General features: G+C 41.4%; 19 protein-coding genes. 10 read left to right on the top strand and 9 right to left on the bottom strand.

The window, feature by feature from the left end; translation table 11 throughout:
- The first annotated feature begins 158 nt into the window (after positions 1 to 158).
- The gene (locus FZC78_RS07625; protein ID WP_187444843.1) at positions 159 to 896 is read left to right on the top strand and encodes an ATP-binding protein; all 738 of its coding nucleotides are present in this window, start codon (positions 159 to 161) and stop codon (positions 894 to 896) included.
- 98 nt (positions 897 to 994) lie between these two features.
- On the opposite strand, the gene FZC78_RS07620 is transcribed toward FZC78_RS07625, so the two are convergent.
- Entirely contained in the window at positions 995 to 1,453 is a 459-nt protein-coding gene (locus tag FZC78_RS07620) for a PIN domain-containing protein (protein WP_187444842.1), read from the bottom strand.
- Positions 1,454 to 1,562: 109 nt separating this feature from the next.
- The gene (locus FZC78_RS07615) at positions 1,563 to 2,288 is read right to left on the bottom strand and encodes a helix-turn-helix domain-containing protein (protein ID WP_148939053.1); all 726 of its coding nucleotides are present in this window, start codon (positions 2,286 to 2,288) and stop codon (positions 1,563 to 1,565) included.
- A 302-nt stretch (positions 2,289 to 2,590) separates the two neighbouring features.
- On the opposite strand from FZC78_RS07615, the gene FZC78_RS07610 reads away from it, so the two are divergent.
- Both FZC78_RS07610 and FZC78_RS07605 read left to right on the top strand, forming a co-directional pair.
- Positions 2,591 to 4,156 (top strand): YifB family Mg chelatase-like AAA ATPase, encoded by a 1,566-nt coding sequence (locus tag FZC78_RS07610; RefSeq protein ID WP_148939052.1) that lies wholly within the window; start codon positions 2,591 to 2,593, stop codon positions 4,154 to 4,156.
- Positions 4,125 to 4,703: an REP-associated tyrosine transposase gene (locus FZC78_RS07605; protein WP_148939051.1), complete on the top strand. Its 579-nt coding sequence runs from the start codon at positions 4,125 to 4,127 to the stop codon at positions 4,701 to 4,703. The genes FZC78_RS07610 and FZC78_RS07605 overlap by 32 nt, the downstream gene beginning before the upstream one ends.
- 227 nt (positions 4,704 to 4,930) lie before the next feature.
- Here the strand turns inward: FZC78_RS07605 and FZC78_RS07600 are convergent, their stop codons facing one another.
- Positions 4,931 to 5,119: a hypothetical protein gene (locus FZC78_RS07600; RefSeq protein ID WP_148939050.1), complete on the bottom strand. Its 189-nt coding sequence runs from the start codon at positions 5,117 to 5,119 to the stop codon at positions 4,931 to 4,933.
- A 43-nt stretch (positions 5,120 to 5,162) separates the two neighbouring features.
- Positions 5,163 to 5,294, bottom strand: coding sequence for a helix-turn-helix transcriptional regulator (locus tag FZC78_RS24530; RefSeq protein WP_148939049.1), 132 nt, complete (start codon positions 5,292 to 5,294; stop codon positions 5,163 to 5,165).
- A 787-nt stretch (positions 5,295 to 6,081) separates the two neighbouring features.
- Here FZC78_RS24530 and FZC78_RS07590 point away from each other — a divergent pair.
- Positions 6,082 to 7,314, top strand: a complete 1,233-nt coding sequence (locus tag FZC78_RS07590) for a Bcr/CflA family multidrug efflux MFS transporter (protein WP_187444872.1) — start codon at positions 6,082 to 6,084, stop codon at positions 7,312 to 7,314.
- Between the two features lie 425 nt (positions 7,315 to 7,739).
- Positions 7,740 to 9,245 carry a cell wall-binding repeat-containing protein gene (locus FZC78_RS07585; RefSeq protein ID WP_148939047.1) on the top strand — a complete coding sequence of 502 codons (1,506 nt, stop codon included), beginning with the start codon at positions 7,740 to 7,742 and terminating at the stop codon, positions 9,243 to 9,245.
- A gap of 746 nt (positions 9,246 to 9,991) precedes the next feature.
- Here the strand turns inward: FZC78_RS07585 and FZC78_RS07580 are convergent.
- Complete coding sequence (locus FZC78_RS07580; protein ID WP_148939046.1) at positions 9,992 to 10,423, bottom strand: hypothetical protein; 432 nt, start codon at positions 10,421 to 10,423, stop codon at positions 9,992 to 9,994.
- A gap of 1,102 nt (positions 10,424 to 11,525) precedes the next feature.
- Positions 11,526 to 11,939 (bottom strand): hypothetical protein, encoded by a 414-nt coding sequence (locus FZC78_RS07575; protein WP_148939045.1) that lies wholly within the window; start codon positions 11,937 to 11,939, stop codon positions 11,526 to 11,528.
- On the opposite strand from FZC78_RS07575, the gene FZC78_RS07570 reads away from it, so the two are divergent.
- Entirely contained in the window at positions 11,929 to 12,279 is a 351-nt protein-coding gene (locus tag FZC78_RS07570; RefSeq protein WP_148939044.1) for a hypothetical protein, read from the top strand. The two genes, FZC78_RS07575 and FZC78_RS07570, sit on opposite strands and share 11 nt — an antisense overlap.
- A gap of 97 nt (positions 12,280 to 12,376) precedes the next feature.
- On the opposite strand, the gene FZC78_RS07565 is transcribed toward FZC78_RS07570, so the two are convergent.
- Positions 12,377 to 12,586 carry a hypothetical protein gene (locus tag FZC78_RS07565; RefSeq protein WP_148939043.1) on the bottom strand — a complete coding sequence of 70 codons (210 nt, stop codon included), beginning with the start codon at positions 12,584 to 12,586 and terminating at the stop codon, positions 12,377 to 12,379.
- A gap of 784 nt (positions 12,587 to 13,370) precedes the next feature.
- Between FZC78_RS07565 and FZC78_RS07560 the strand changes: the two genes are divergently transcribed.
- Positions 13,371 to 13,571: a hypothetical protein gene (locus FZC78_RS07560; RefSeq protein ID WP_148939042.1), complete on the top strand. Its 201-nt coding sequence runs from the start codon at positions 13,371 to 13,373 to the stop codon at positions 13,569 to 13,571.
- A gap of 266 nt (positions 13,572 to 13,837) precedes the next feature.
- Here the strand turns inward: FZC78_RS07560 and FZC78_RS07555 are convergent, their stop codons facing one another.
- Together FZC78_RS07555 and FZC78_RS23555 are read right to left on the bottom strand one after the other, a co-directional pair.
- On the bottom strand, positions 13,838 to 15,469 hold the full coding sequence (locus tag FZC78_RS07555; RefSeq protein WP_148939041.1) for a M4 family metallopeptidase: 1,632 nt from the start codon (positions 15,467 to 15,469) through the stop codon (positions 13,838 to 13,840).
- Between the two features lie 370 nt (positions 15,470 to 15,839).
- A complete protein-coding gene (locus tag FZC78_RS23555) occupies positions 15,840 to 15,977 on the bottom strand; it encodes a hypothetical protein (RefSeq protein ID WP_187444841.1) in 138 nt (45 codons plus the stop codon).
- An 881-nt stretch (positions 15,978 to 16,858) separates the two neighbouring features.
- Between FZC78_RS23555 and FZC78_RS07550 the strand changes: the two genes are divergently transcribed.
- The 3 genes from FZC78_RS07550 (at position 16,859) to FZC78_RS07540 (ending at position 20,350) form a co-directional block, all read left to right on the top strand.
- Positions 16,859 to 17,731: a DUF6843 domain-containing protein gene (locus FZC78_RS07550; RefSeq protein WP_148939040.1), complete on the top strand. Its 873-nt coding sequence runs from the start codon at positions 16,859 to 16,861 to the stop codon at positions 17,729 to 17,731.
- Between the two features lie 282 nt (positions 17,732 to 18,013).
- Positions 18,014 to 18,703 (top strand): transposase, encoded by a 690-nt coding sequence (locus FZC78_RS07545; protein WP_252183540.1) that lies wholly within the window; start codon positions 18,014 to 18,016, stop codon positions 18,701 to 18,703.
- A gap of 600 nt (positions 18,704 to 19,303) precedes the next feature.
- Positions 19,304 to 20,350, top strand: a complete 1,047-nt coding sequence (locus tag FZC78_RS07540) for a lactonase family protein (protein WP_148939039.1) — start codon at positions 19,304 to 19,306, stop codon at positions 20,348 to 20,350.
- Positions 20,351 to 20,449 lie beyond the last annotated feature (99 nt).

The following is a 20,449-nucleotide window of genomic DNA, read 5'->3' as shown; positions in this document are numbered from 1 at the left end:
ATCTCCATTTAAGGAGGTGGGCTATTTTCTTGTTTTGAGGGGGTAAGATCGCATTGAAAATGAACCGGGAAATTTGAAGGGAGAAAGGGGAAGATTAACCGTCTTTATAATAGTAGAAACTCGGTTTACCCTTGCCCATAGAGGGGTTCTGTTTCTGGATGAAATCGCCGAGTTCTCATAAGAAGACCCTCGATATGCTGAGGCAGCCGCTCGAAAGCGGCTCGGTAACCATCAGCCGAGCCCATTCCACCGTCAACTATCCAGCATCCTTCATCTTGATAGGTGCGATGAATCCATGTCCCTGCGGTTATCTCCACTCCTTCACGAATTACTGCACATGTACCCCAAAGCAAATCACCGCTTACCACAATCGGCTTTCTGGTCCTATCCGTGACCGCTTTGATATCCACCTTTCCTTAAAACCCGTAGATTTACAGAGAGAGCAGCAAACAGAAAAGGAAGATTCAGAAGTAGTCCGCAAACGTATTTCCGAAGCTAGGGAAAGACAGCATGACCGATACGGGGAACAAATCTGTAACGGCAGGGTCACATATGACCGATTGTTGAAAAACAGCTCTCTATCACATAGCCAGCACCAACTGATCAGGCAGCTGTCCTCTAAGAATCATCTAAGCAACCGTGCGCTGATCAAGATTCTCAGACTCGACCGGACAATTGCGGATCTTGGGCTTTCTGAAGAAATTTTGGATGAGCATATTTGGGAGGGGGTTAAGCTGCAGAGGAGGGGGCAGGGTAGTGACCAAAGCTTATTTTTAATGATGGTCACAGTGACGCCCCGAGATTTGTCGAAGGTTTTGGGGTGTTTTTTGCTTTTTGTTGGAGGGTTATTGTTTTTTTCTTCTGTTTTTTTCCCTATCCCTTTTATATTCTCCTGAGGATGCATCGTGTTTTCTTCTTTTTGTCCTTTTGTAACGTCAAGTAGAAATCAACAGTTTTCAAAAAATAAATTTAAACAGTTTTCATCAATTAAGATTCAACACTTTGTGTTAATGCTATTGTTAATGCTGGAGGAATCTATAAAGGCAGCAGGGTCAATGCGAATAATTAGTCCAATCTGCGGAGGAAAGCGACGTGTGTTCTTAGTGACTATGTAGTTACATTCTGTCTCAACGGCGGTGGACCACACATGAAAATCATGGATGTCAAACTTTTCTAAAGGGAGCTTCATTTCATGCTGCTTTGCTATTGCTTTTGAACAGGCAGCAACTTCTAGGAGTGCCTCTCCAATCGATATAGATGATTTCTTGGTAAGCATTTTGATAACGTGGTAACTATTTCGGGATACAACACTATTGGTGACGTCCTGGCCTTGTAATGCAGGGAAGACGAAAAGATCCAGGAAAGAATCAATCGTCTTCCAATCGAAGATCTTCTTTTTATTCTTACTGCCAAAGCCATTAGAAGCATTTTTTACAAATTCCAATAAGCACACATTTGAAATAATCGGCTGATAAACTCCCAATCGGGCGATTTTGAGTAATTAGCGGTTTACTCCATCAGTAAGTAAAGCACCACATAAGACAGTCGTATCAATCATCGCTTTAGGAGTAGTCAAGATCGAGGTCGAACTCATCCACATCGCCTCCTAACTGATCACGGGTTTCTTCATCTGCTTTCTTCATGAACGCATCAGCTTCTCTAGCCTGTTCAATGGACATTTTGAAGTATTTTTGGGGAATTCTCCAGTGTCCGCCATCCGTTTTAAAAGCTTCTGGAAATTTTCCTTTTTCACACCAACGGCGAATCGTTTGATCAGAAACTCCTCCAATTACTGCGGCTTCACTTGGAGTCACATAACCTGCCTTTTCAAACTCAACAGAAACAGTTTTAGGTAAAGTGGATTTATCAAAAGTTTTGACAGTTTTAACAAGCTTAAAATGTTTCTCTTGAGATGTTAATTTGAATTCAATTAGTCCTTTCAGTAGTTCCCTATGCAAATAATCCGAATCTCTCTTAGTTTCAGAAAGTAAATGAACAAAACGATCTAAATACTCTGTAGTTAGTTCTGCTACTTTATCCTTTTTTCTTTCTTCTGCTAATTGAGCTATTTCTTTCGAAAGTGCCTGCATATATAGTACTTCTTCTTCTTCTAGTTTCTTTGTTGGAGTAGGAAATGATTGAAAGGAGATTGTTCCTCCAATAGATTGAACAGTCTGAGCAGCAATGGCTTTTATCACTTCAGCGGCGTCAGTATAATGTCGACTTCTAACCAAAGTTAATGCACTTTGCCATAAGCCTTGGTCGGTCTGCCATTTTGTAATAAACATATTCACTCCTCCTTCTTTTTCTTAAATTAATTATACCACAAATTCAACACGATAACTCAACAATCTCAACACTTTTACGTCACAGTGACGCCCCGAGATTTGTCGAAGGTTTTGGGGTGTTTTTTTGGTTTTTGTTGGAGGTTTTTTGGTTGTTTTGTTGAAGTTTAGGTTATTGGTTTTTTTCTTCTGTTTTCTCCCCTTTACATTCTACTGAGGTACAACTTCTTAACATCGTGTTTTCTTCTTTTTGTTCATTTCTCTTTTTTGTTATTTATGAAAAATTTTATAATGGAGGCTGGTTTATGACGAGTAAGGTGACAAGTGTTGGTTTGAAAGGGTTGGAGGGTTACCGGGTTGGGGGGGAGGTTCGGATTTCCCAGGATACGGAGTCTATGGTGATTGTGGGTTTGCCGGATGCTTCGGTTAAGGAGTCGAGGGAGCGGGTGTTGGCTTCGCTTGCTCATTTTGATTTGGATGTGACGGATAGGAAGGTGGTGGTTAATTTGTCTCCTTCTGATCAGAAGAAGAATGGTGCATTGTTTGATTTGGCGATTGCTGTGGCTGCTTTGAAGGAGTTGGGGGAAGTGAAGTGTGAGATTCCGGCAGACACGGCGTTTGTTGGCGGGCTGTCACTTGATGGGTCGGTTGTGAGTGGGGAAGGGATACTGCCAGCTATTATTGCTGCGAAGGGCCTGGGAATTAGATTGATTTATCTGCCGGATGATCCGGCACTCCCTTTTCATATGCTGCAGGAGGTAGAGTGTGTGGTGGTTCGTCATATCGAAGAAGTGGTTGGGCATTTGGAAGGCCAGGAGAGTTTATTGCTGTCTCCTCGTTCTATTTCAGAGAGAGCATTTATTGCAAATCCGGGTTCATTTCAAAAGGATTTTTGTCATGTGATTGGACATGATGGGGCTAAGCGGGCATTAGAGATTGCTGCGGCGGGTGGGCATAATGTGCTTATGAATGGACCACCGGGCTGTGGGAAAAGCTTGCTGGCGGAAACGTTTCCTTCCATTTTGCCCCCGCTTTCGAACAAAGCCCTTCTTGAAGTAATGAGTTTATATCAGATTGCAGGTGAGAAACGTCTTCGTGATCTTTCTGCCCCTTTCAGGCATCCTCATCATTCTGCTTCAGCTGTTGCGATTATTGGTGGTGGATCGAATCCAAGGCCTGGTGAAATTTCGTTGGCCCATCAGGGAGTGCTTTTTCTGGATGAGATCGCAGAGTTCAGTAAGAAGACGCTTGACATGCTCCGCCAGCCTCTTGAAACAGGTGAGGTAACGATTAGCAGGGCACATTCCATGACGTATCCTTCTTCTTTTATCCTAGTGGGAGCCATGAATCCTTGTCCTTGTGGATACCTCGGATCTCCTCATCATTACTGCACCTGTTCCCAAAAGCAAATCCAGGCCTACAGAAATCGGTTGTCAGGTCCTATTTATGACCGAATGGATATTCTCTTATCTTTACAATTGGTGAATGTCAATAAGCCATCCCATGTGAAGGAATCTTCGGCTGATATAAGGAAGAGAGTAGAGGCAGCTCACTTGGAGCAGTTTGATCGGTACGGAGAAGAAGTGTCCAATAGCAATGTCCCTTTTGAAAAAATGATGGCAGCCAGTCCACTTTCAAATGAACAGAGACAACTGCTAACTCGTGTTTCCTCCAAGCAAAATTGGAGCAATCGCGTGCAAATCAAGATTATCCGGCTAGCGAGAACCATTTCAGATTTAGCAGGAGAGGAACAACTATCGGATGGAGCCATTTGGGAAGCCATGAAGCTGAGAAGATGGGACATGAATAAACCACATTTGATTGCGAGGGAAAATAAGTATGCCTTTCAAAAAGAGAGTTCATATACCTGAACGCTTCTATCACATCGTGACCCGGGGAAACCGCAGGGATCCGCTTTTCCGGGATGAAGACGATTTTCAAGCTTTTCTCCACATCCTCTATCAAATCCACGAAAAATACCCCTTTGAGATTGCCTCCTTTTGCCTCATGAATAACCATTACCATTTGCAGCTGCGTTCAAAGAAAATATCTCTTTCCAAGATCATGGGCCTTATCAATAAGCGATATGCCAATTACTATAATACGAAATACCGGCTCACAGGTCATGTCTATGAAAAGCGATTCTATGACAAGTTTATTGCCAGTAAGGAAGGGATGCTGGAAGTCAGCCGTTATATCCATCTCAATCCGGTAGAGGCGAGGATGGTCAAACTGCCGGAACACTATCCTTGGAGCAGTTATAAGTATTATAAGAACGAACATTTAACGGCCCCTGGTTTTATTAATCTCTCTAGTTTGCTGGACTATTATGAAGGTGCATCATGGGAGAAGCGGGAGAGATATTGCAGTAGCCTTACTTTGGATAGAGAAGGGAGAGCTTCATCTGAATTTAATTAGGCCCATTGTTTGTTTGCTATGAACATGGACAGGTTCATCATATCAACCAATTGTTCCATAGCCCAGAGTCCTTTTTAGAGGTTAAGATAGGGAAAAGCAGCCTGTTCCTGTCATAGGCTTTATTGGGAAGAAGTAATGTTTGCAACATGTCTCTTTTTCTGTGCTCATTGTTAGAGTGGGTATTAGTGTATTTTTATTATGCATTAATTTCTCCTGAGCTTGCTTGTCTATTTATCTGCTATCCTCTTTTTCGCCTCTTTAAGAACAGCTTGCCGGTCAAATCCCCTGAGTACATATGTAGTGTGGCTGCTGTCAGTCACGTAGATTTCACCATAGCTGTTTTTCTTATCGGGAAATCCTATAAAAGTAAAACGATAGGTTACATTGTCCTTAGTCATAGAAAATTCTTGTTTCAAAGCATGGCTCCTTTTCTGGATTTTCGTAAGGAGACGCCCTCACTTAGTCATCTCCTTCTTCTAAGTCAGCTTTCACATCATCTAGTAACTGATCAATGCTTATTTTATGTGTTTGGCGGAGCTTGTAAAGGGTGCGGATGGATGGCCCTTTTACACCGCGTTCGATTTTGCACAAGTTTTTGTGATCCAGGCCGGCATCCCAGGCGGATTTTTCTTGTGATTAGTCGAGTTCTTCTCTTTTAATCTTTAGGTGTTTACCCAATGTTTTACGGAAGTTATCCTGATTGACCAATGATGAGAGCTCCCTTTTTAGAGCCATTATCGATTGGCGGGCATGGTTTCGCCACTTCCTGTTGGACCCCCTTGAGCGGGCAGGAGCGACATAGGAACAATATTTACTTTTGGTGTGGGTGGCGTATTAGAAATATCTGATTTTGATTTGTTGTGCTTCTGTAAAATCTTTGTAAGGATCTGATTTTCCAAATAGAAACTAGAACATTTTTTGAATGAGGATGTGGCGACTCGGAATATATATTGTAAAATCTTGTTTTGCAAAATACTGTTGAATGGTGTCTTTTAGGTGCGGTGCAATTGGGGGTAGTTCGAGACAGAGGGACAGGGTCCTCGTCCTACCGTATATCCCCATTTTAGATGGAGGTTCATTATATTTAGAATATTCTTTAGCTGGAAAATTCCTACTTGGGGAGGGGGAAGGCTTTTCATCCATCCGTTGGTACCGGCTATTTCTTTAGCACAGAGACATGTTATCATGACATGTCTTTTTTTTCTGTATATGTGCACAGTAAGAGAGGGACGAGGGGCCAGCCCACTCATCCCTTCCTTCAATCGCTGAAAAACCCAAATAATAACATTGCATTTTAAGTGAAAAACCTTGCAGGAAGTTATACAATAACAAAGGTATTTATCAAACAATTAATCTCCATAATGAGAAAGGCGATAGAATATTGAATTTATCAAAGACTAAAAGAGTACAGCTGGTATTTCTGCTGGGGTCACTTGCCATTTTAGGTCCATTTACGATTGACACGTATTTACCTTCATTTCCTACGATTGTTAATGATTTTCATACAAATGCTTCGTTGGTCCAAATCAGTTTAACCACTTGTTTATTAGGACTCGGATTGGGTCAATTAATTATAGGACCTATGAGTGATGTACATGGTCGCCGTAAACCATTGGTCATCTTCCTCACTTTGTATTTTTTGTCCTCTGTAACTTGTGCCATTGCACCAAATATTTATACATTGATCGTTTCTCGTTTTATTCAAGGCTTTGCAGCTGCAGGCGGACTGGTTATTTCAAGAGCCATTGCACGGGATCTGTTTAATGGGAGGGAACTGACGAAGTTTTTTGCTTCTTTAATGTTGGTTGGAAATCTTGGTCCCATTATTGCGCCCATTATAGGCGGTGCGATTCTGACGTTTACGAGTTGGAAAGGAGTCTTTATTGTCCTTGCATGTATCGGCGTGATCTTCACATTCACCGTTACCTTGAAACTTGAAGAAACGTTGCCAACTGAAAAACGGGTACCAGGGAATTTCAAGCAAGTCATTAAGAACTTTGGAATGTTATTAAAGGACCGTGAATTTGCGGGATATGCCTTTACTCAAGGCTTTATAACAGCAGGAATCTTCGCTTATGTGTCGGGTATTTCTTTTGTCTACCAAAACATTTACGGCGTTTCACCTCAAACTTTCAGCTTCTTATTTGGAGTAAATGGAGTGGGCTTAATCATAGGGACTCAACTGGTTGGCCGGCTGTCAGATTATATACCGGAAAAAACATTCTTGAAAATTGGATTAGGGATTTCCAATACAGCTGCTGTATTGTTGCTAGCAGCCATTATTCTAAAGGCACCGCTTCTATTTGTAGCGATTCCTATTTTCTTTTTAGTCATGTGCATCAGTATTATCGGAACAGCGTCATTTTCACTGGCGATTGAAACGAAAGGGCATGTGGCGGGAAGTGCATCTGCTTTATTAGGGGTGCTGCCGTTCCTGCTTGGTTCCTTAACAGCTCCGCTTGTTGGAGTAGCGGGTGAGTACTCCGCGCTTCCAATGGGGATCATTATCTTGGCTGCAAGCTTTTTGGCCTTCTTGTCTTACTTTTTATTAGTCCGGAAAGGGTCTTTGCCTCTTAAAGGATCAGACGCGTCTGTACATAATAATTTGTAATAATAAAATTTAAAAAACACCTTTCTCTCGATAATCAATCGAGGGAATGGTGTTTTTATTTTGGATATTTGGTGTAGTGGGACAGATTCCTGCCCCCAGCGGAGGGAATCCATGCAAAAAGACATGTCATCATAACCTATCTTTTTGCACTTTCACTATTGATAGAGTCAATGACAGCTTCAAGCTTTGTTGCCTTGTTTCAATTCTATGAAGCAGATATATTGTCACGTATCGGAAAGCCTGAGGGTGAACGCCCCAGTTCTACTCTCCAATAAATAGTACCCATGGTAATACTCCTATTAATGAACTATAAATGGAAGATTGATAAAAATAAAAACGATAACACTAACAAAAACTACCAAATGTGAGCTATACTTGTTATTAGATTGAAATTCCTATTTATTACATTAAAAGGGGAATGGTTGATGAAGAATTGGAAGGTATTAAGAATGATAGTTGTTTCGGCAGTCACGGTGAGTTCTTTAGTATTGAGCGGTGGAAGTGCGCTCGGAATTGAGACCGCAGAATCGCATACTTCTATTAAGAAGGACCTGCAGGATATTCCTTTTGACGCACCGTCAAATAAAAGGATGGAAAAGCTGAATGAGGCGGTTTCTGGAGTCAAAGAGAAGTTTGAGAAAGGGACTTCAGATGATAAGGTGAAATTACTCGGGGAAGTATATGAGGCAGAACCGAATGATACCTTTGATCTTGCAGATCCTGTTAATCTCGGAGATTATGTCATCGGATCATTCGGATGGTCCGAGGACATCGATATTTTTGAAATTGAAATAGATTCCACACAGGATTTGGGATTGGTAGGAACTCAGGAGTCCTATTACAATGATTTAGGATTCATTTTGGTGGATGCTTATTATAATGCTATGGAGCCTGATGAAGCCGCCCTAGAAGACGGAGCTAAGGCACTAGTCTATAATGATGTAAATCCTGGAACATACTACATCTTTGCTACAGACCTTTTAGAGAATGGTGGAGGTGGACTGTATGCACTGGCTGCCTTCTCTTTGGAAGAAGAGGTTCCTTATTATGACAATATTCTAAGGGTTTCGGGCAATAACAGGTATGAAACCGCAGTAGAAATATCGAATATGGGATGGCCGGCAGGGGCTGATACAGTCATTTTGGCAAGGGACAGTACATTTCCAGATGCGTTGGCTGGAGCCCCGCTTGCCTATCAAAAGGATGCCCCCATTTTGTTGAACCCAAAGAATACTTTGCATAAGGCTGTAAAAGCACAAATTAAGAATTTAGGTGCTTCTAATGTCATCATCCTGGGCGGGACCAGCGCCATATTATCAGGTGTAGAAAAAGAATTAAGGGAAGAGATGGGGTTGAACGTAAGACGTATAGGAGGCAAGAGCCGTTATGATACCGCTGCAAAGATTGCAGCAGAACTTGGTGGTTATAATAAAGCCGTTATCGCCTTTGGTGGAAATTTCCCTGATGCCCTATCGGTGGCTCCTTATGCAGCTGAAAATGGACTTCCTATTTTACTGAGCGAAAAGGATTCTCTGCCGCGTGAAACACAGTCTGCATTGAAGAATGTTAACGAAACGGTTGTTGTAGGTGGAACAGGTGTCATTACAGCAAACGTATTCAGCCAGTTGAAATCCAAAAATCCACAGAGAATAGCTGGAAAAGATCGTTATGACACATCGGTTCGGATTGCAAAATCTCTGCCTATGTCAAGTGATATGGTAACGATTGCAACCGGTGAGAACTTTGCGGATGCTCTGACAGGATCTGTTTTGGCAGCCAAATATTCTGAACCCATTATTCTTGTTGAAAAAAACCGTGTTCCTGGAACAGTTGAGAGTTATTTGAAACAGCAAGTGCCGCCTTTTTATACCATTTTGGGAGGAGAAGCAGCTGTATCGAATAATGTCCTTGATAAGCTGGCGAACTACTAATTAAAGGGCAGTTTTTCTTGTGCCAATAAATATTTACACATTTAGACAAGGGGACGGTTCTTAGGCTGCAAGGGACAGAGGGACAGGTTCCTTGTCCCACCAAATTCTTACAATTGAGCAGGTTGTTCTCGAGGCACCGATTGTAATTAGGGTTGAGAGATACCAGAGTATATAAGGATCGAGTCTGGGGAGTTGCCTGCTTCTTTGTAGAGTTGCTTTAGGGACACAGGGACAGGTTCCTCGTCCCACCATAAGTACTGTCACAGTGACGCCCCGAGATTTGTCGAAGGTTTGGTGTGTTTTTTTCTTTTTGTGGTAGGGACATAGGGACAGGTTCCTTATCCTACTAAATTATTCTAAATAAAGAAAAGAAGGTTATTTTCTTCTTAAATCGAGGAGCAGAGTAACCTTTATTGAAAATACACATTTCATCGCTACATGTCTCTTTTTCTTGGCCATTTAGCTTAATGGGAATGAGCACTGGATGTGGGCGTATTGGTCATTCAACACCTTTATCATTTCTTAACCCGCGTCTAAGCAGGATGAATAAGGAAGCGTGACCACACATATTGCTGAAACCTCCATGTCTGTGGCATATTCATCGAAGTGCAAAAGTTTCTATGTACGGCAAGGAAAAGAGACATGGCTGCACGCCATGTCTCCTTTCCTTGCCTAATAGGTAATATCAAGTCCTAACTCTTAGCACTTAATTATATGATTGCATTATTAGTCAAAAACCTAACTATTTAAACTTGCATTATGTATGTAGGTAACCCTAAGTGATTTGCAATTGAAATACCTTCTTGTTCTCCTGGTAATGTCACAACGAATAGTCTTCTGTTATTCTTCTGTTCAGCATCTATGGCAGCATAATAAAAAGATGCCATGACAGTTGCTGGGAATGTATGCTCTAAACCTAATTCTTTAACCTCATCAGCGTAGGCTATTACAGTGGAGATATTGAATCCTTGTTGTGAAGCTATCTCTAGTCTTTGCAATGTTGCTTGTGCCAGTTCTGAATTTTCCGTGTTTTCTTTTACTGCATTTTCAAAGAAATTAATAGCATTTTGACTGACTATGAAACGAACATATTTATTTTCCTCAGTGAAAAAATTACTATTAACAAGAAGGTTTGTATCTAAGGCTAGAAAGCAATCACCATCTCGAACATCACTCAAGAACTTATGAACACCGCCATTAAGTTCTACAGGGATTTAAACAAATGGACATGAGACTACTTACAGTTGAATATACAAACATTAACCTGAATCATGTCCAACTGTAAATCTATCAACGCCTATCATCCTTGTAGAATTCAATCCTAGAAACCAAGACCATCTAATTGATGGCCGCCATCGTGTAACAAGAGCAAGAGAGCTCGGTATATCCACTCTGCCAGCTTATAAGCTAACACTTGAGCAACATATTCCTTTTCTTATAACTCAAACCGGATATGAAGCATATGTGAGATATTGGAATGAAAAAGTAAGAAATCGGTATGAAGACGAAAGAAAGTTAAAATAGTTGAAGTGCTTAGCGGGTGAGAAAAAAGCTGCTTTTTCAGTGTCTTAGTCAGGTTCCTCGCCCCTCCAGGTATTTACAATTCGGGAGAAATAGTTGATATGATAGAGATTATGGAATAGGTAGAGTATAAATTTCTAAGTGAAGTTCGAAGGATAGGATGCGTTTCAGAGAGAAAAACTAGAAAAAACCACCGTATGCCTTGGCATGCAAAAAAGGTGGTTTACAATAGAATGATTTAACAGCCCCCATGACGTTAAAGGCTGCAAAGAGAAGTGGTTGCCCACCTCTCGTTTTCATTAGATGGACAACAAATGTTACTCTAGGTTCATGAAAGTTAGCTCAATTGAGTTGTATGGCTACTGTTTGATGGATAACCATGTTCATCTGCTGATGAAGGGAACGAAGGAGAGTATTTCGGATTTTGGGAAGACGGTCAGCTCCAGTTATGTGTATTGGTATATTTGGGTAGAAGTGTTTGGGACAACAAGTGGACCAGCATTCATGAGTATGTGAGGAAAGTGAAGCTTGTGGAGATTGATAGAGGGTTGGAGCTGTTTTCTCCAGACCGAAAGATTGCCACAAGCCGGTTTATCGATTATATGCAGAAACAATGATCAATGCCTGGTAATGGGTTATACATTAGATATCGGTTATGATTGTGAGTATTTTAGGGTGGCGGGTAAATAGAGAGGGGCGGTTCCTGTGGTGCGAAAGGCAGCATTGGAACCGTCCCATTTAAGTATTCACAAAGGCAGATTAACTTTCTTTTCTGTAAGGCGTGACTTCGATATCCTGTACCTCCCAATTAAGACCTTGTTTGGTTAATGAAAAGTCAGCGTGACCTTCATAAACGGCTTCTACGCCGCTTTGTTTATTGTTTTGGATGATTTCAAACGTAACGGTGATGATATCTGATCTATTAGGGTAATCACGAATAATGAATTGGGGACTCTCTAAGTTTTTCTCTCTGGAAAATTGGAAAAAGTATTGCAGTTTTTCTTGATTTTCGTTAGAGAGTTCCTCAACTTCCTTCTTTTCTTCGATATTCTCCATTATTTTCACTACCGTTTCTTTAGGTGATTGAGTTACTAAATTATAGACAGAAACAAGAATTGCTGCTCCTAGAAGAATTACTACGAGTAAAAGAAGTGACTTTTTGTTGAGAGGCAATAGAAACGATCCTTTCATATCTAATTTAGTTATTGTCTTACCCGGTGGTTTAAAAGGAAAACCCATTTGTAGGGGTTTTAGTAATCGTATCCTGGGGGTGACTGCCGAACAAGAATTACCCGTTCCACCCCAACTTTTAGATAAATATAAACACTACGACACACAAATGCGTTTTGTTTTAATAGATGAAGATGAACGCAGTTTTGAAGTGGAAAGGTTTTGTTATTTAGGAGGGATTGGTGACTGGATTAATATCGATAATTCCACGGATTTAGAATCTTTAGTTCGAGAATACGTTCAACATCTGGGGCAGGAATCTTTTTATGATCTTGGGGTGTAAGGGGGACAGACTTCTCGTTCTGTGAAAGCAAAGGGACAAGTCTCATGCTTCATTATTCAGCATAAGACCTGTCCCCTTGTTTTTTTAGTTCTTGCTATTACTCCCCAACCAATTTAACCAGTTTGTCGGCAGAGGATTGATCGACTTTTCCTCCGATGACTTTTACGTGGTCAATGACCGTGGTTTTGCCGTACGGCATTCCTTTTAAGAATCGAGTATAGCAGAGAAAAAGCATCAGCCCCTTGTGGGAGGGCACTGAAAATATACTGAATTTAATATCAAATTCTCTTAACAAAGAAAGAGTCAACTATACTTCCTTAAATCGGAAGAAGGGTTGACTTTTTTCTTTGAATCCATTGAATGGGTTGCTCTTTTTATCTCATTAGCTTTAGGTCTTTTACTGATTTTTGGAACATTCGCCAGCCGGGCCTTGATAGATGCCGATTCAAGGATCTGGAATAGTGATCAGCGGTAATGAACAGCCAGTTTCAGCACCTTGGCTATTAATATAGAGGGAAAAGTTCCCCTTATTTACTAAAAAGCATGTAAAAAGAGCATAAATAGCGGTAGAAACTCCCCTTATTTAACTTCAAACACTAGAAAATAGGTGCAATTTCTCGAATAAGGGGAAAAATTCCCTCTATTTATTCCAATATGAGCTTAGAAATTACAATTAACGGGAAAAACTCCCCTTATTTTTACCGCTGAATACTTAATTAAGAAGATTTAAGAAGATGAGAAGCCGCTTTCGCTATAAAGCCCAGTGAAGACGTTCATCTTAAACGGAAACCAACAATACCCACGAGAAAAAGACAGAATCGTTCTTAGAAATGAACGATTCTGTCTTTTAGATTTTTATCGGACTTTTTCAGAGCCTACCCTTGTGCTGATGCTTTTTTCATATCGGACGCCTGCCCCCGGTCCGTTAAAGCTCTAAAATGAAACTTGGTTATGCACTTTGGTATTCTATGTTATTGGTGGTTGTTCAGGGACAAAGGGACAGGTTGAGACCACCCTGCTAGTACGGTGATAGACCTTTCCCAGATTAATTAAAACTGCTATAATATTTGTAAAAGAAGGAGGTGTTGAAAATGGAAGAAAGAATTGAAAGAATAGAAAACCTGCTCTCACAATTAATCTCTATGGTTGGGAATATGAAGGTTGAAAATGAACAGCGTCATAATGAGCTCCTTACTAAATTGGAGAACGTAGAATTAGATCAGGAATATATCTGGAAAAAGCAGTACGGAACGAAAGGGAGATTGACCCGGATAGTGAAACAAAGAAATTAAGAACTTCTTCGCGATGTCAGCTTCTGCTACTACAATTACTACTAACTATGTCTACTTGTTCTTAACATGTCCTCAAAACAAACACCTTCCAGCAGGGACACAGCAGCAAGCTCTCCGTCCCACTATTTTCTTCCATTTAAGACTTCTCCAAGATGCTCTACTATAGATAGATCATTAAAGAGAGACATGCCATATCGACATGCCTCTCTTTTGTATTATGAGATAAATGTGGGACGAGGGACCTGTCCCTCTGTCCCTTTTGTTGTTTAATAAACCCCTACATTATCCCAAGCCGTTTTGACCGCATTGTAAGTAGTGGTTCCGCTGCCGTAAAGGTCCGCTGCTGATTGCAGAAGGGCCGCACGTGTGTAGCTGAAATTGCTTGTTGGTGTCAGGTAGACGGTTAGAGCTCTGTAATAGATTTTTTCGGCTTTGGCTTTGCCGATGCTTGCGATGGTGTTATAGGCTGCTTTGTTCGGAATACCGGAGTTAGTATGAACGCCGCCGTTATCTGCGGAGGTGTTGACGTAATCTCTCATGTGTTCCGGCTGTCCGTATTTGGCTGGGTTGGACAGGCTTCGTAATGCGTCTCCGGATATATTCGGCGTATAGACGTCTTCGCCCATTAGATAATCATTTGGGTCCAAAAAGTAACCGAATACATCTGAGAAGGACTCATTTAGTGCTCCTGATTGGTATTGATATTGTAATCCTGCTGTTCTTTCAGTGACAGCATGGGTAATTTCGTGGGCCACCACGTCTTTGGCTCCTGACAACGATCGGAATGTGGTTCCATCGCCATCCCCATAGACCATCTGGGATCCGTTCCAGAAAGCATTATTGTATTTGGATCCGTAGTGGACCGTGGAACGGATAGTGGCGCCATTATTGTCAAAGCTGTTTCGGTTATGGGTATTCAGGTAATAGTCATACACTGCGCTCGCATAGGCATGGGCATCCACATCGGCTCGTTGCGAAGTAGCGGTCCAGGCATTATTGCTGTCAACAGAGTAGGACCCTGGAAGGCTTGTCCCATTGTTGGCCGTGCGTGTTTCGATGACACCATTCATTGGTTTTGTCACATCATATAGATAGTAAGTGCCGTTGGAGGAATACGTATTAAGCTGCTTGGAATCCCCCAGCACCCCGGTTCCTGATCCTGTCGTTGCGGCATCCGTCACGGCGTTATAGGCTTCAAGGATCTCTCCGCTGGCCGCGTCTACAAATACCTGCCAGTTCGCACCGTAGGGCTCGATGAATTGAAGCTGTACCTTATAGGCGAGAGTGAATTCTCCATTTTGTTCATGAACGACCAAGTCTTTTTTGACTGTGGTATTCTTAACATCACTCTTTTTATGGAAGTCAAGGGCTGCCTCTTCTTTAGGGATGGTATCAGACTCGCTGATGCCGATATGGCTCCAGGCAAGGTTTACAGCTTTGTCTTTGCTGATCTCCGCTTTCTGCTTCTTCAGGTTTTTAGACGCAGCTGGATAGATTTGGCCGGATGCGTTAGTGACCACTTTGTTTTTGTCAGTGTGCACAGTGAAGATAGCACCGTCCACAGGAATTCCTTTTACAGATTGAGAGAACTTATAATGAGTCATGCCCAGGTCATCCGTCGTGGTCTCAAGCAGCGTTAATTCTGCAGAAGGATCAATCCCCAGGACAGCCTGATTCGCTTTTAATAGTTTCTTAACTTCTTTTTTCGTTTTTACAGCAGACTTTGAAAGCTTCGCAGAGTAAAATTTAGGCTTATCATTTTGTTTCTCCATAATGGTCTTTGCTGCTTCACTCTTTGCCGCAGAATGATCAGAGATGGATCCTGCAAAAGCAGATGGAAGGGCAGCACCAAATACCAGTGAAGTACCAAGAGCAATCGATAATAATTTTTTTGACATAGAGTGTCAAGCTCCTTTTATGGTTGAATTTTCAAAACTAGTAATTCAGTAACCCGCGCGATTAAGAGTAGTTTAGTTGATTTTGTTCGGAAAAGATATAGTAGATGTTAGATAATTCTGACTACTCAAAGGGAGGGAAAGTGCCGGATTTATAATAATTAGGGTTATTATCTAAGTGAATCTCACTCAATCTCATTTTTTAGTTTTTCAGGAATGGGGGAAGGGACAAGAAGGGACAAGAGGGACAGGTTCCGTGTCCCACCTAGCTCAGCGAGTCATATTCATAAAAGAGAGCCATGTCACAGTGACATGGCTCTCTTTTATGATATGAAGTAAATGTGAGCGGGACGAGGGACCTGTCCCTTCGTCCCTACAGTAATTGGATTTCCGTCTTTTCTACAAGCTCCGTCTTGCCTTTTTCTGACCGGATCTCCAGGTATCCGCTGGGGTAAATCCAAAATATATAGTAAACGTTGTCTTTATATAGTACTTTATCGTCGGTGTTCATATTAGACCTCGATGTTCAGACTTATGTGTCAGGTAAATAATACTATATGAAGATATTATATGATGAGCGGACCTGGCGGCGGATTAGTGCAATAATAGAGGTTTTTAGTGCTTTTTCTTCAGGTTTCGATAAAAAATATTCTTTTAGGCATATTTTAATATTTTTTCAGGATAAAAAGAGGGACGGTTCTTCTGCTAGAAAAGCTGCATGAGAACCGTCCCTATAAATCATTTGTCTTCCTGTAACGCCGGGATTTTAGATAAGAAGAAATCTACAAAGTAAAATAACAAACAACAGATAAAGCCAAAGAAACCAAATATAGTAACACCTAAAAAAGAAAAGCACGCCACTGCACCTAGAAGATGAATCACAAATGAAACCTTCCAAAACACTGAGGGCCTGAATCGTTTAGCGATTAACTCGGCAACAAGTGAAACGGGCAAGGCATATATGAAGTTCCCTGCTAAAGCAATAAGAAGCACAATCGCTGAAAGGCCAATGTCATCACCTAATTCATAATCGCTTAATAGAGCTTGGACAATGCTTATTAAGAGTAAACCAACTCCTAAAGCAAAAGTCGTGCCCCATACGGCTAAAAATTTTCTGATTGCGTATATAAGTCATCATCCTTTTTTCAAGCTGAATGAGTAAGTACTTTTCAAATATCACTCTCTATTAAAGACCATTATAATACAGAAATTCATTCTTGGGAGGCACCAACTAGTGGTTATATGGAGAGCAGTAATTAATCAAACGGTTGATTAGATCAAGAACCTTCTCATATTGCTAAAAAAACAGGGTTGGAGTATTTTTACAAATAGAATAAAAGTGTTATAATGATATGTGAAATTATTCACATAGAGTTTAAAGGGGATGTCAGAATGCTTGAAAAATTAAAGCCAGCCTTATACTCCACTCTGATTATTTTTAGCTTCTTCTTTATTCCGAGTCTCTTTGAAGAGGGAGCCGTATGGTTCTCATTTATTGTTTTATTTTATGCAGCCGCAGGGAACTTTTTATTTGGTATCCCGGTATCGCTTATTTCGGATCTGCTTACGAGAAAGCTGGATAAGGGAAGATTTTTGGCAGCTGCCGGAATACATATTTTCTTTGGAGCTGTCACGATCATATTCATTGATGGATTAGCGTTCTTCGCGGTGGTATGCGCCGCTTTATTCTTTTTGCTGGATGAGTGGGAGAAGGGCAGACGCCGGGGAAATAAGCAAATACGGGGACTGGCGTTAAAGGGGGGAGTGGTCCTTGCTTTTGTTGCCGTGGTCATAATAGGAATGATGGGGCATGAGGAACTGACGGAAGTAGAGACCAATACCATTTACCTTATTCCAGAGGGTTTTGAGGGTCCGTTTGTGGTTTATTACAATGTACCGGACCAACCGCCTCTAAAACAAGAAGGTGAGTTTTCAGTTGTGCCTATCAATATAGAAAAACTGCCTCCTTTAGAGGGAACCGGCATGGAGAAGTATGGACTTTACCAAACTTCAACCGAAGCAAGTTATGGAACGGTCACGGACCGCTTCTATTACGTCAATGATTCTGGAAATAGAACAGAAGTTGATCAATATTGTATCCATCCAGGATTCGGGGGTGCCTATTCTAATGATGGAAGTGAAGAAATCCAGTACAGTACCTTTCAAGTCACTAGCAGCCAATGCGGCGAGGATTTCTACTTGGGTGGAAAGGATCGTTATGATACCCAAATCCGTGAAATAGATAAGTACTGGTCGGGGTGGTAGGAGGGACACAGGGACAGGTTCCGTGTCCCACCATTTTTTCACAAATGGTAGAAGGAGGATCTTATTGGACTGCACCACTCAGACGATTGGTGATTCTGCAGAGAATTTTTTTATCTAGAAGGATTTCGCGATAAAGTTGTGGAATAGTAGGAGTGGTAGTTTCCCCTTTCTACCTTATTCCCCGACTGAAAGCATCTTTTTCTTGCCTCCTTCAATCTCATTTCAAATACCCCATTAACTTTTTCTAACAACTTATCAAGTGAATAAAGAGGTGATGCTCATTTGCCAAGGAAATCCCGAGAGAAAAGCAGCACAGGTGTTTATCATATTGTCTTCAGAGGCATTAACCGCCAGACAATATTTGAAGATGAGGAAGATAAGATGGTGTTACTTCAGAAACTTGCCAGGTTCATGAAAGTCAGCTCCGTTGAGTTGTATGCCTTCTGTTTGATGGATAACCATGTCCATCTGCTGGTGAAGGAAACAAAGGAGAGTATTTCAGACTTTATGAAGAGGCTTAGCTCCAGTTATGTGTATTGGTACAACGTGAAGTATCAAAGGTGCGGGCATTTATTCCAGGAGAGGTTTAATAGTGAGAATGTCGAGAGTGACGCCTACTTCATTACGGTTCTGAGATATATTCACCAAAATCCGCTTAAGGCAGGATTGGTAAGGAGTGTTTGGGACAGCAAGTGGACCAGCATTCGTGAGTATGTGAGGAAAGTGAAGCTTGTGGAGATTGATAGAGGATTGAATCTGTTTTCTTCAGACCGGCAGTTGGCCAGGAAACGGTTTATCGATTATATGCAGAAACATAACAACGATCAATGCCTGGATATAAACGAGAAAGTAAGGCTTTCCGACGAGCAGGTCAGGGAATATCTTCGTACGGTTGGAGTCCTAAGCAGCAGTATGCTCCAGCAGATGAACAGGGACGACCGGAATGCTGTATTGGGTAAGGTAAAAAATTAAAGGGGGTATCCCTTCGGCAAATCTCCAGAGTCACCGGGATTTCGAAAAGTGTAATTGATCGAATCTAGTGATCGTAATGAGTGTTTGGCTGAAAACTGCGTCTTCATAGTCTAAAACCAACTCTATAAAAAGCATCGCTACCTGCTACAAACATAAAAACTCATTATATGAAACCCAATAGAATAGTAGGAATCCGTTTGTCTGAGAGACGAGGGACAAAGGGACAGGTTCCGTGTCCCACCATTTTGGGGTTAAGGGGAGTGGGACGAGGGACCTGTCCCTCTTCCCCACGTTGAAAATGGACCAAGTGGTTGCCAAAAGATTATATTATATGTCGAAGAGGATAAAATTACGCTAAACAGTCAAACGAGTAATAATCTGTTATATTATGAATTGACAGTGTTCTAACAGTTAGTTCAATAAAAGGATTAGGGGAAGTGTTATACCTTCATTACACCCACTGGTAATGAAGGTATATGAAGTGTTGCGAAAATCGGGTGGTATTGTTTTTAAAGCGGATATGGATAACCTTAGGGACTGTCCCCCCACTGCATTTAAAAACAAAATATAGAGACAATCCACACAAAAAGGAGATTGACTATGTCGAGATATATTGGATATTTTGGAACGTATACAAAAGAGGAAAGTGAAGGAGTCTATCAGTTTACTCTTGATACAGAGAAGAAAGAGATTACCGAAGTAAAACTGGCTGCTGCGTTAGACAACCCTACATACTTAACAATAAGCGAGGATCACAAGAACTTATATGCAGTTTCCAAAGAAGGCGAGTACGGGGGGATTACTGCATTTGCCATCCAACCTGAAACTGGAGAATTAGCAAAACTAAATAACCAAGCTTCGCAGGGATCTGCTCCATGTCATGTGAGCGTTGACTCAACAAACAGCCAGGTCGTCACGGCAAACTACCATACCACCAAAATTGAGTCCTATTTAACAAATGAAGATGGGTCATTAAAGCCCGTAGTTTCGGTTATCGAGCATGAAGGCTCCGGTCCACATGCACGTCAGGAAAAACCTCACATGCATTTTGCCGGATTTACTCCTGATAACCAATATATCATTGCGGTTGACCTGGGGAGTGATCGTATCATTACCTATGCAACAGATAATGGAAATTTAAAAGAAGTCCACGTTCATAAGGTTACACCTGGAAGTGGACCTAGGCATATAACGTTTCATCCAAATGGGAAGTTTGCCTATGTTATGACGGAGCTAAGCTCAGAAGTCATTACGCTCCATTACGATGAGAAAGACGGCAGTTTTACCGAACAGCAGTATATTTCAACCCTCCCAGAAGACTTTGCTGAAACGAATGATGCAAGTGCCATTCATATTTCCACGGATGGAAAGTATCTGTATTCCGGCAATCGCGGTCATAATAGTATCGCCGTATTTCAAGTCGACCAGGAATCAGGATTTTTAACCTTTATCGAATGGACTTCAACAGAAGGAAATTGGCCAAGGGACTTTGTACTAGATCCTTCTGAAAAATTTCTCCTCGTCACCAATCAAAAATCCAATACCTGTACTTTGTTTAGCAGGGATGAAGCAACAGGAAGGTTAAGCTTGCTCCAGGCAGGGGTTAAGGTGCCGGAACCGGTCTGTGTGAAGTTTTTAGGAGTCTGACGGGACATAGCGAGGGACATAGGGACAGGTTCCGTGTCCCACCATTTTTATACAATATACAGAGCTGAGAGTCACATAGAAAATAGAGAGGCATGTCAT

The organism is Rossellomorea vietnamensis (assembly GCF_008180415.1).
Taxonomy (GTDB): domain Bacteria; phylum Bacillota; class Bacilli; order Bacillales; family Bacillaceae_B; genus Rossellomorea; species Rossellomorea vietnamensis_C.
Note: the sequence above shows the minus strand (reverse complement) of the source record. Positions and strands in the feature narration are given on the sequence as shown.

Excerpts from the sequence above, each read along its gene's own strand:
- FZC78_RS07625 (WP_187444843.1), top strand. The coding sequence starts at position 159 with ATGAAATCGCCGAGTTCTCATAAGAAGACCCTCGATATGCTGAGGCAG.
- FZC78_RS07615 (WP_148939053.1), bottom strand. The coding sequence starts at position 2,288 with ATGTTTATTACAAAATGGCAGACCGACCAAGGCTTATGGCAAAGTGCA.
- FZC78_RS07610 (WP_148939052.1), top strand. The coding sequence starts at position 2,591 with ATGACGAGTAAGGTGACAAGTGTTGGTTTGAAAGGGTTGGAGGGTTAC.
- FZC78_RS07605 (WP_148939051.1), top strand. The coding sequence starts at position 4,125 with ATGCCTTTCAAAAAGAGAGTTCATATACCTGAACGCTTCTATCACATC.
- FZC78_RS07585 (WP_148939047.1), top strand. The coding sequence starts at position 7,740 with ATGAAGAATTGGAAGGTATTAAGAATGATAGTTGTTTCGGCAGTCACG.
- FZC78_RS07560 (WP_148939042.1), top strand. The coding sequence starts at position 13,371 with ATGGAAGAAAGAATTGAAAGAATAGAAAACCTGCTCTCACAATTAATC.
- FZC78_RS07555 (WP_148939041.1), bottom strand. The coding sequence starts at position 15,469 with ATGTCAAAAAAATTATTATCGATTGCTCTTGGTACTTCACTGGTATTT.
- FZC78_RS23555 (WP_187444841.1), bottom strand. The coding sequence starts at position 15,977 with ATGAACACCGACGATAAAGTACTATATAAAGACAACGTTTACTATATA.
- FZC78_RS07550 (WP_148939040.1), top strand. The coding sequence starts at position 16,859 with ATGCTTGAAAAATTAAAGCCAGCCTTATACTCCACTCTGATTATTTTT.
- FZC78_RS07540 (WP_148939039.1), top strand. The coding sequence starts at position 19,304 with ATGTCGAGATATATTGGATATTTTGGAACGTATACAAAAGAGGAAAGT.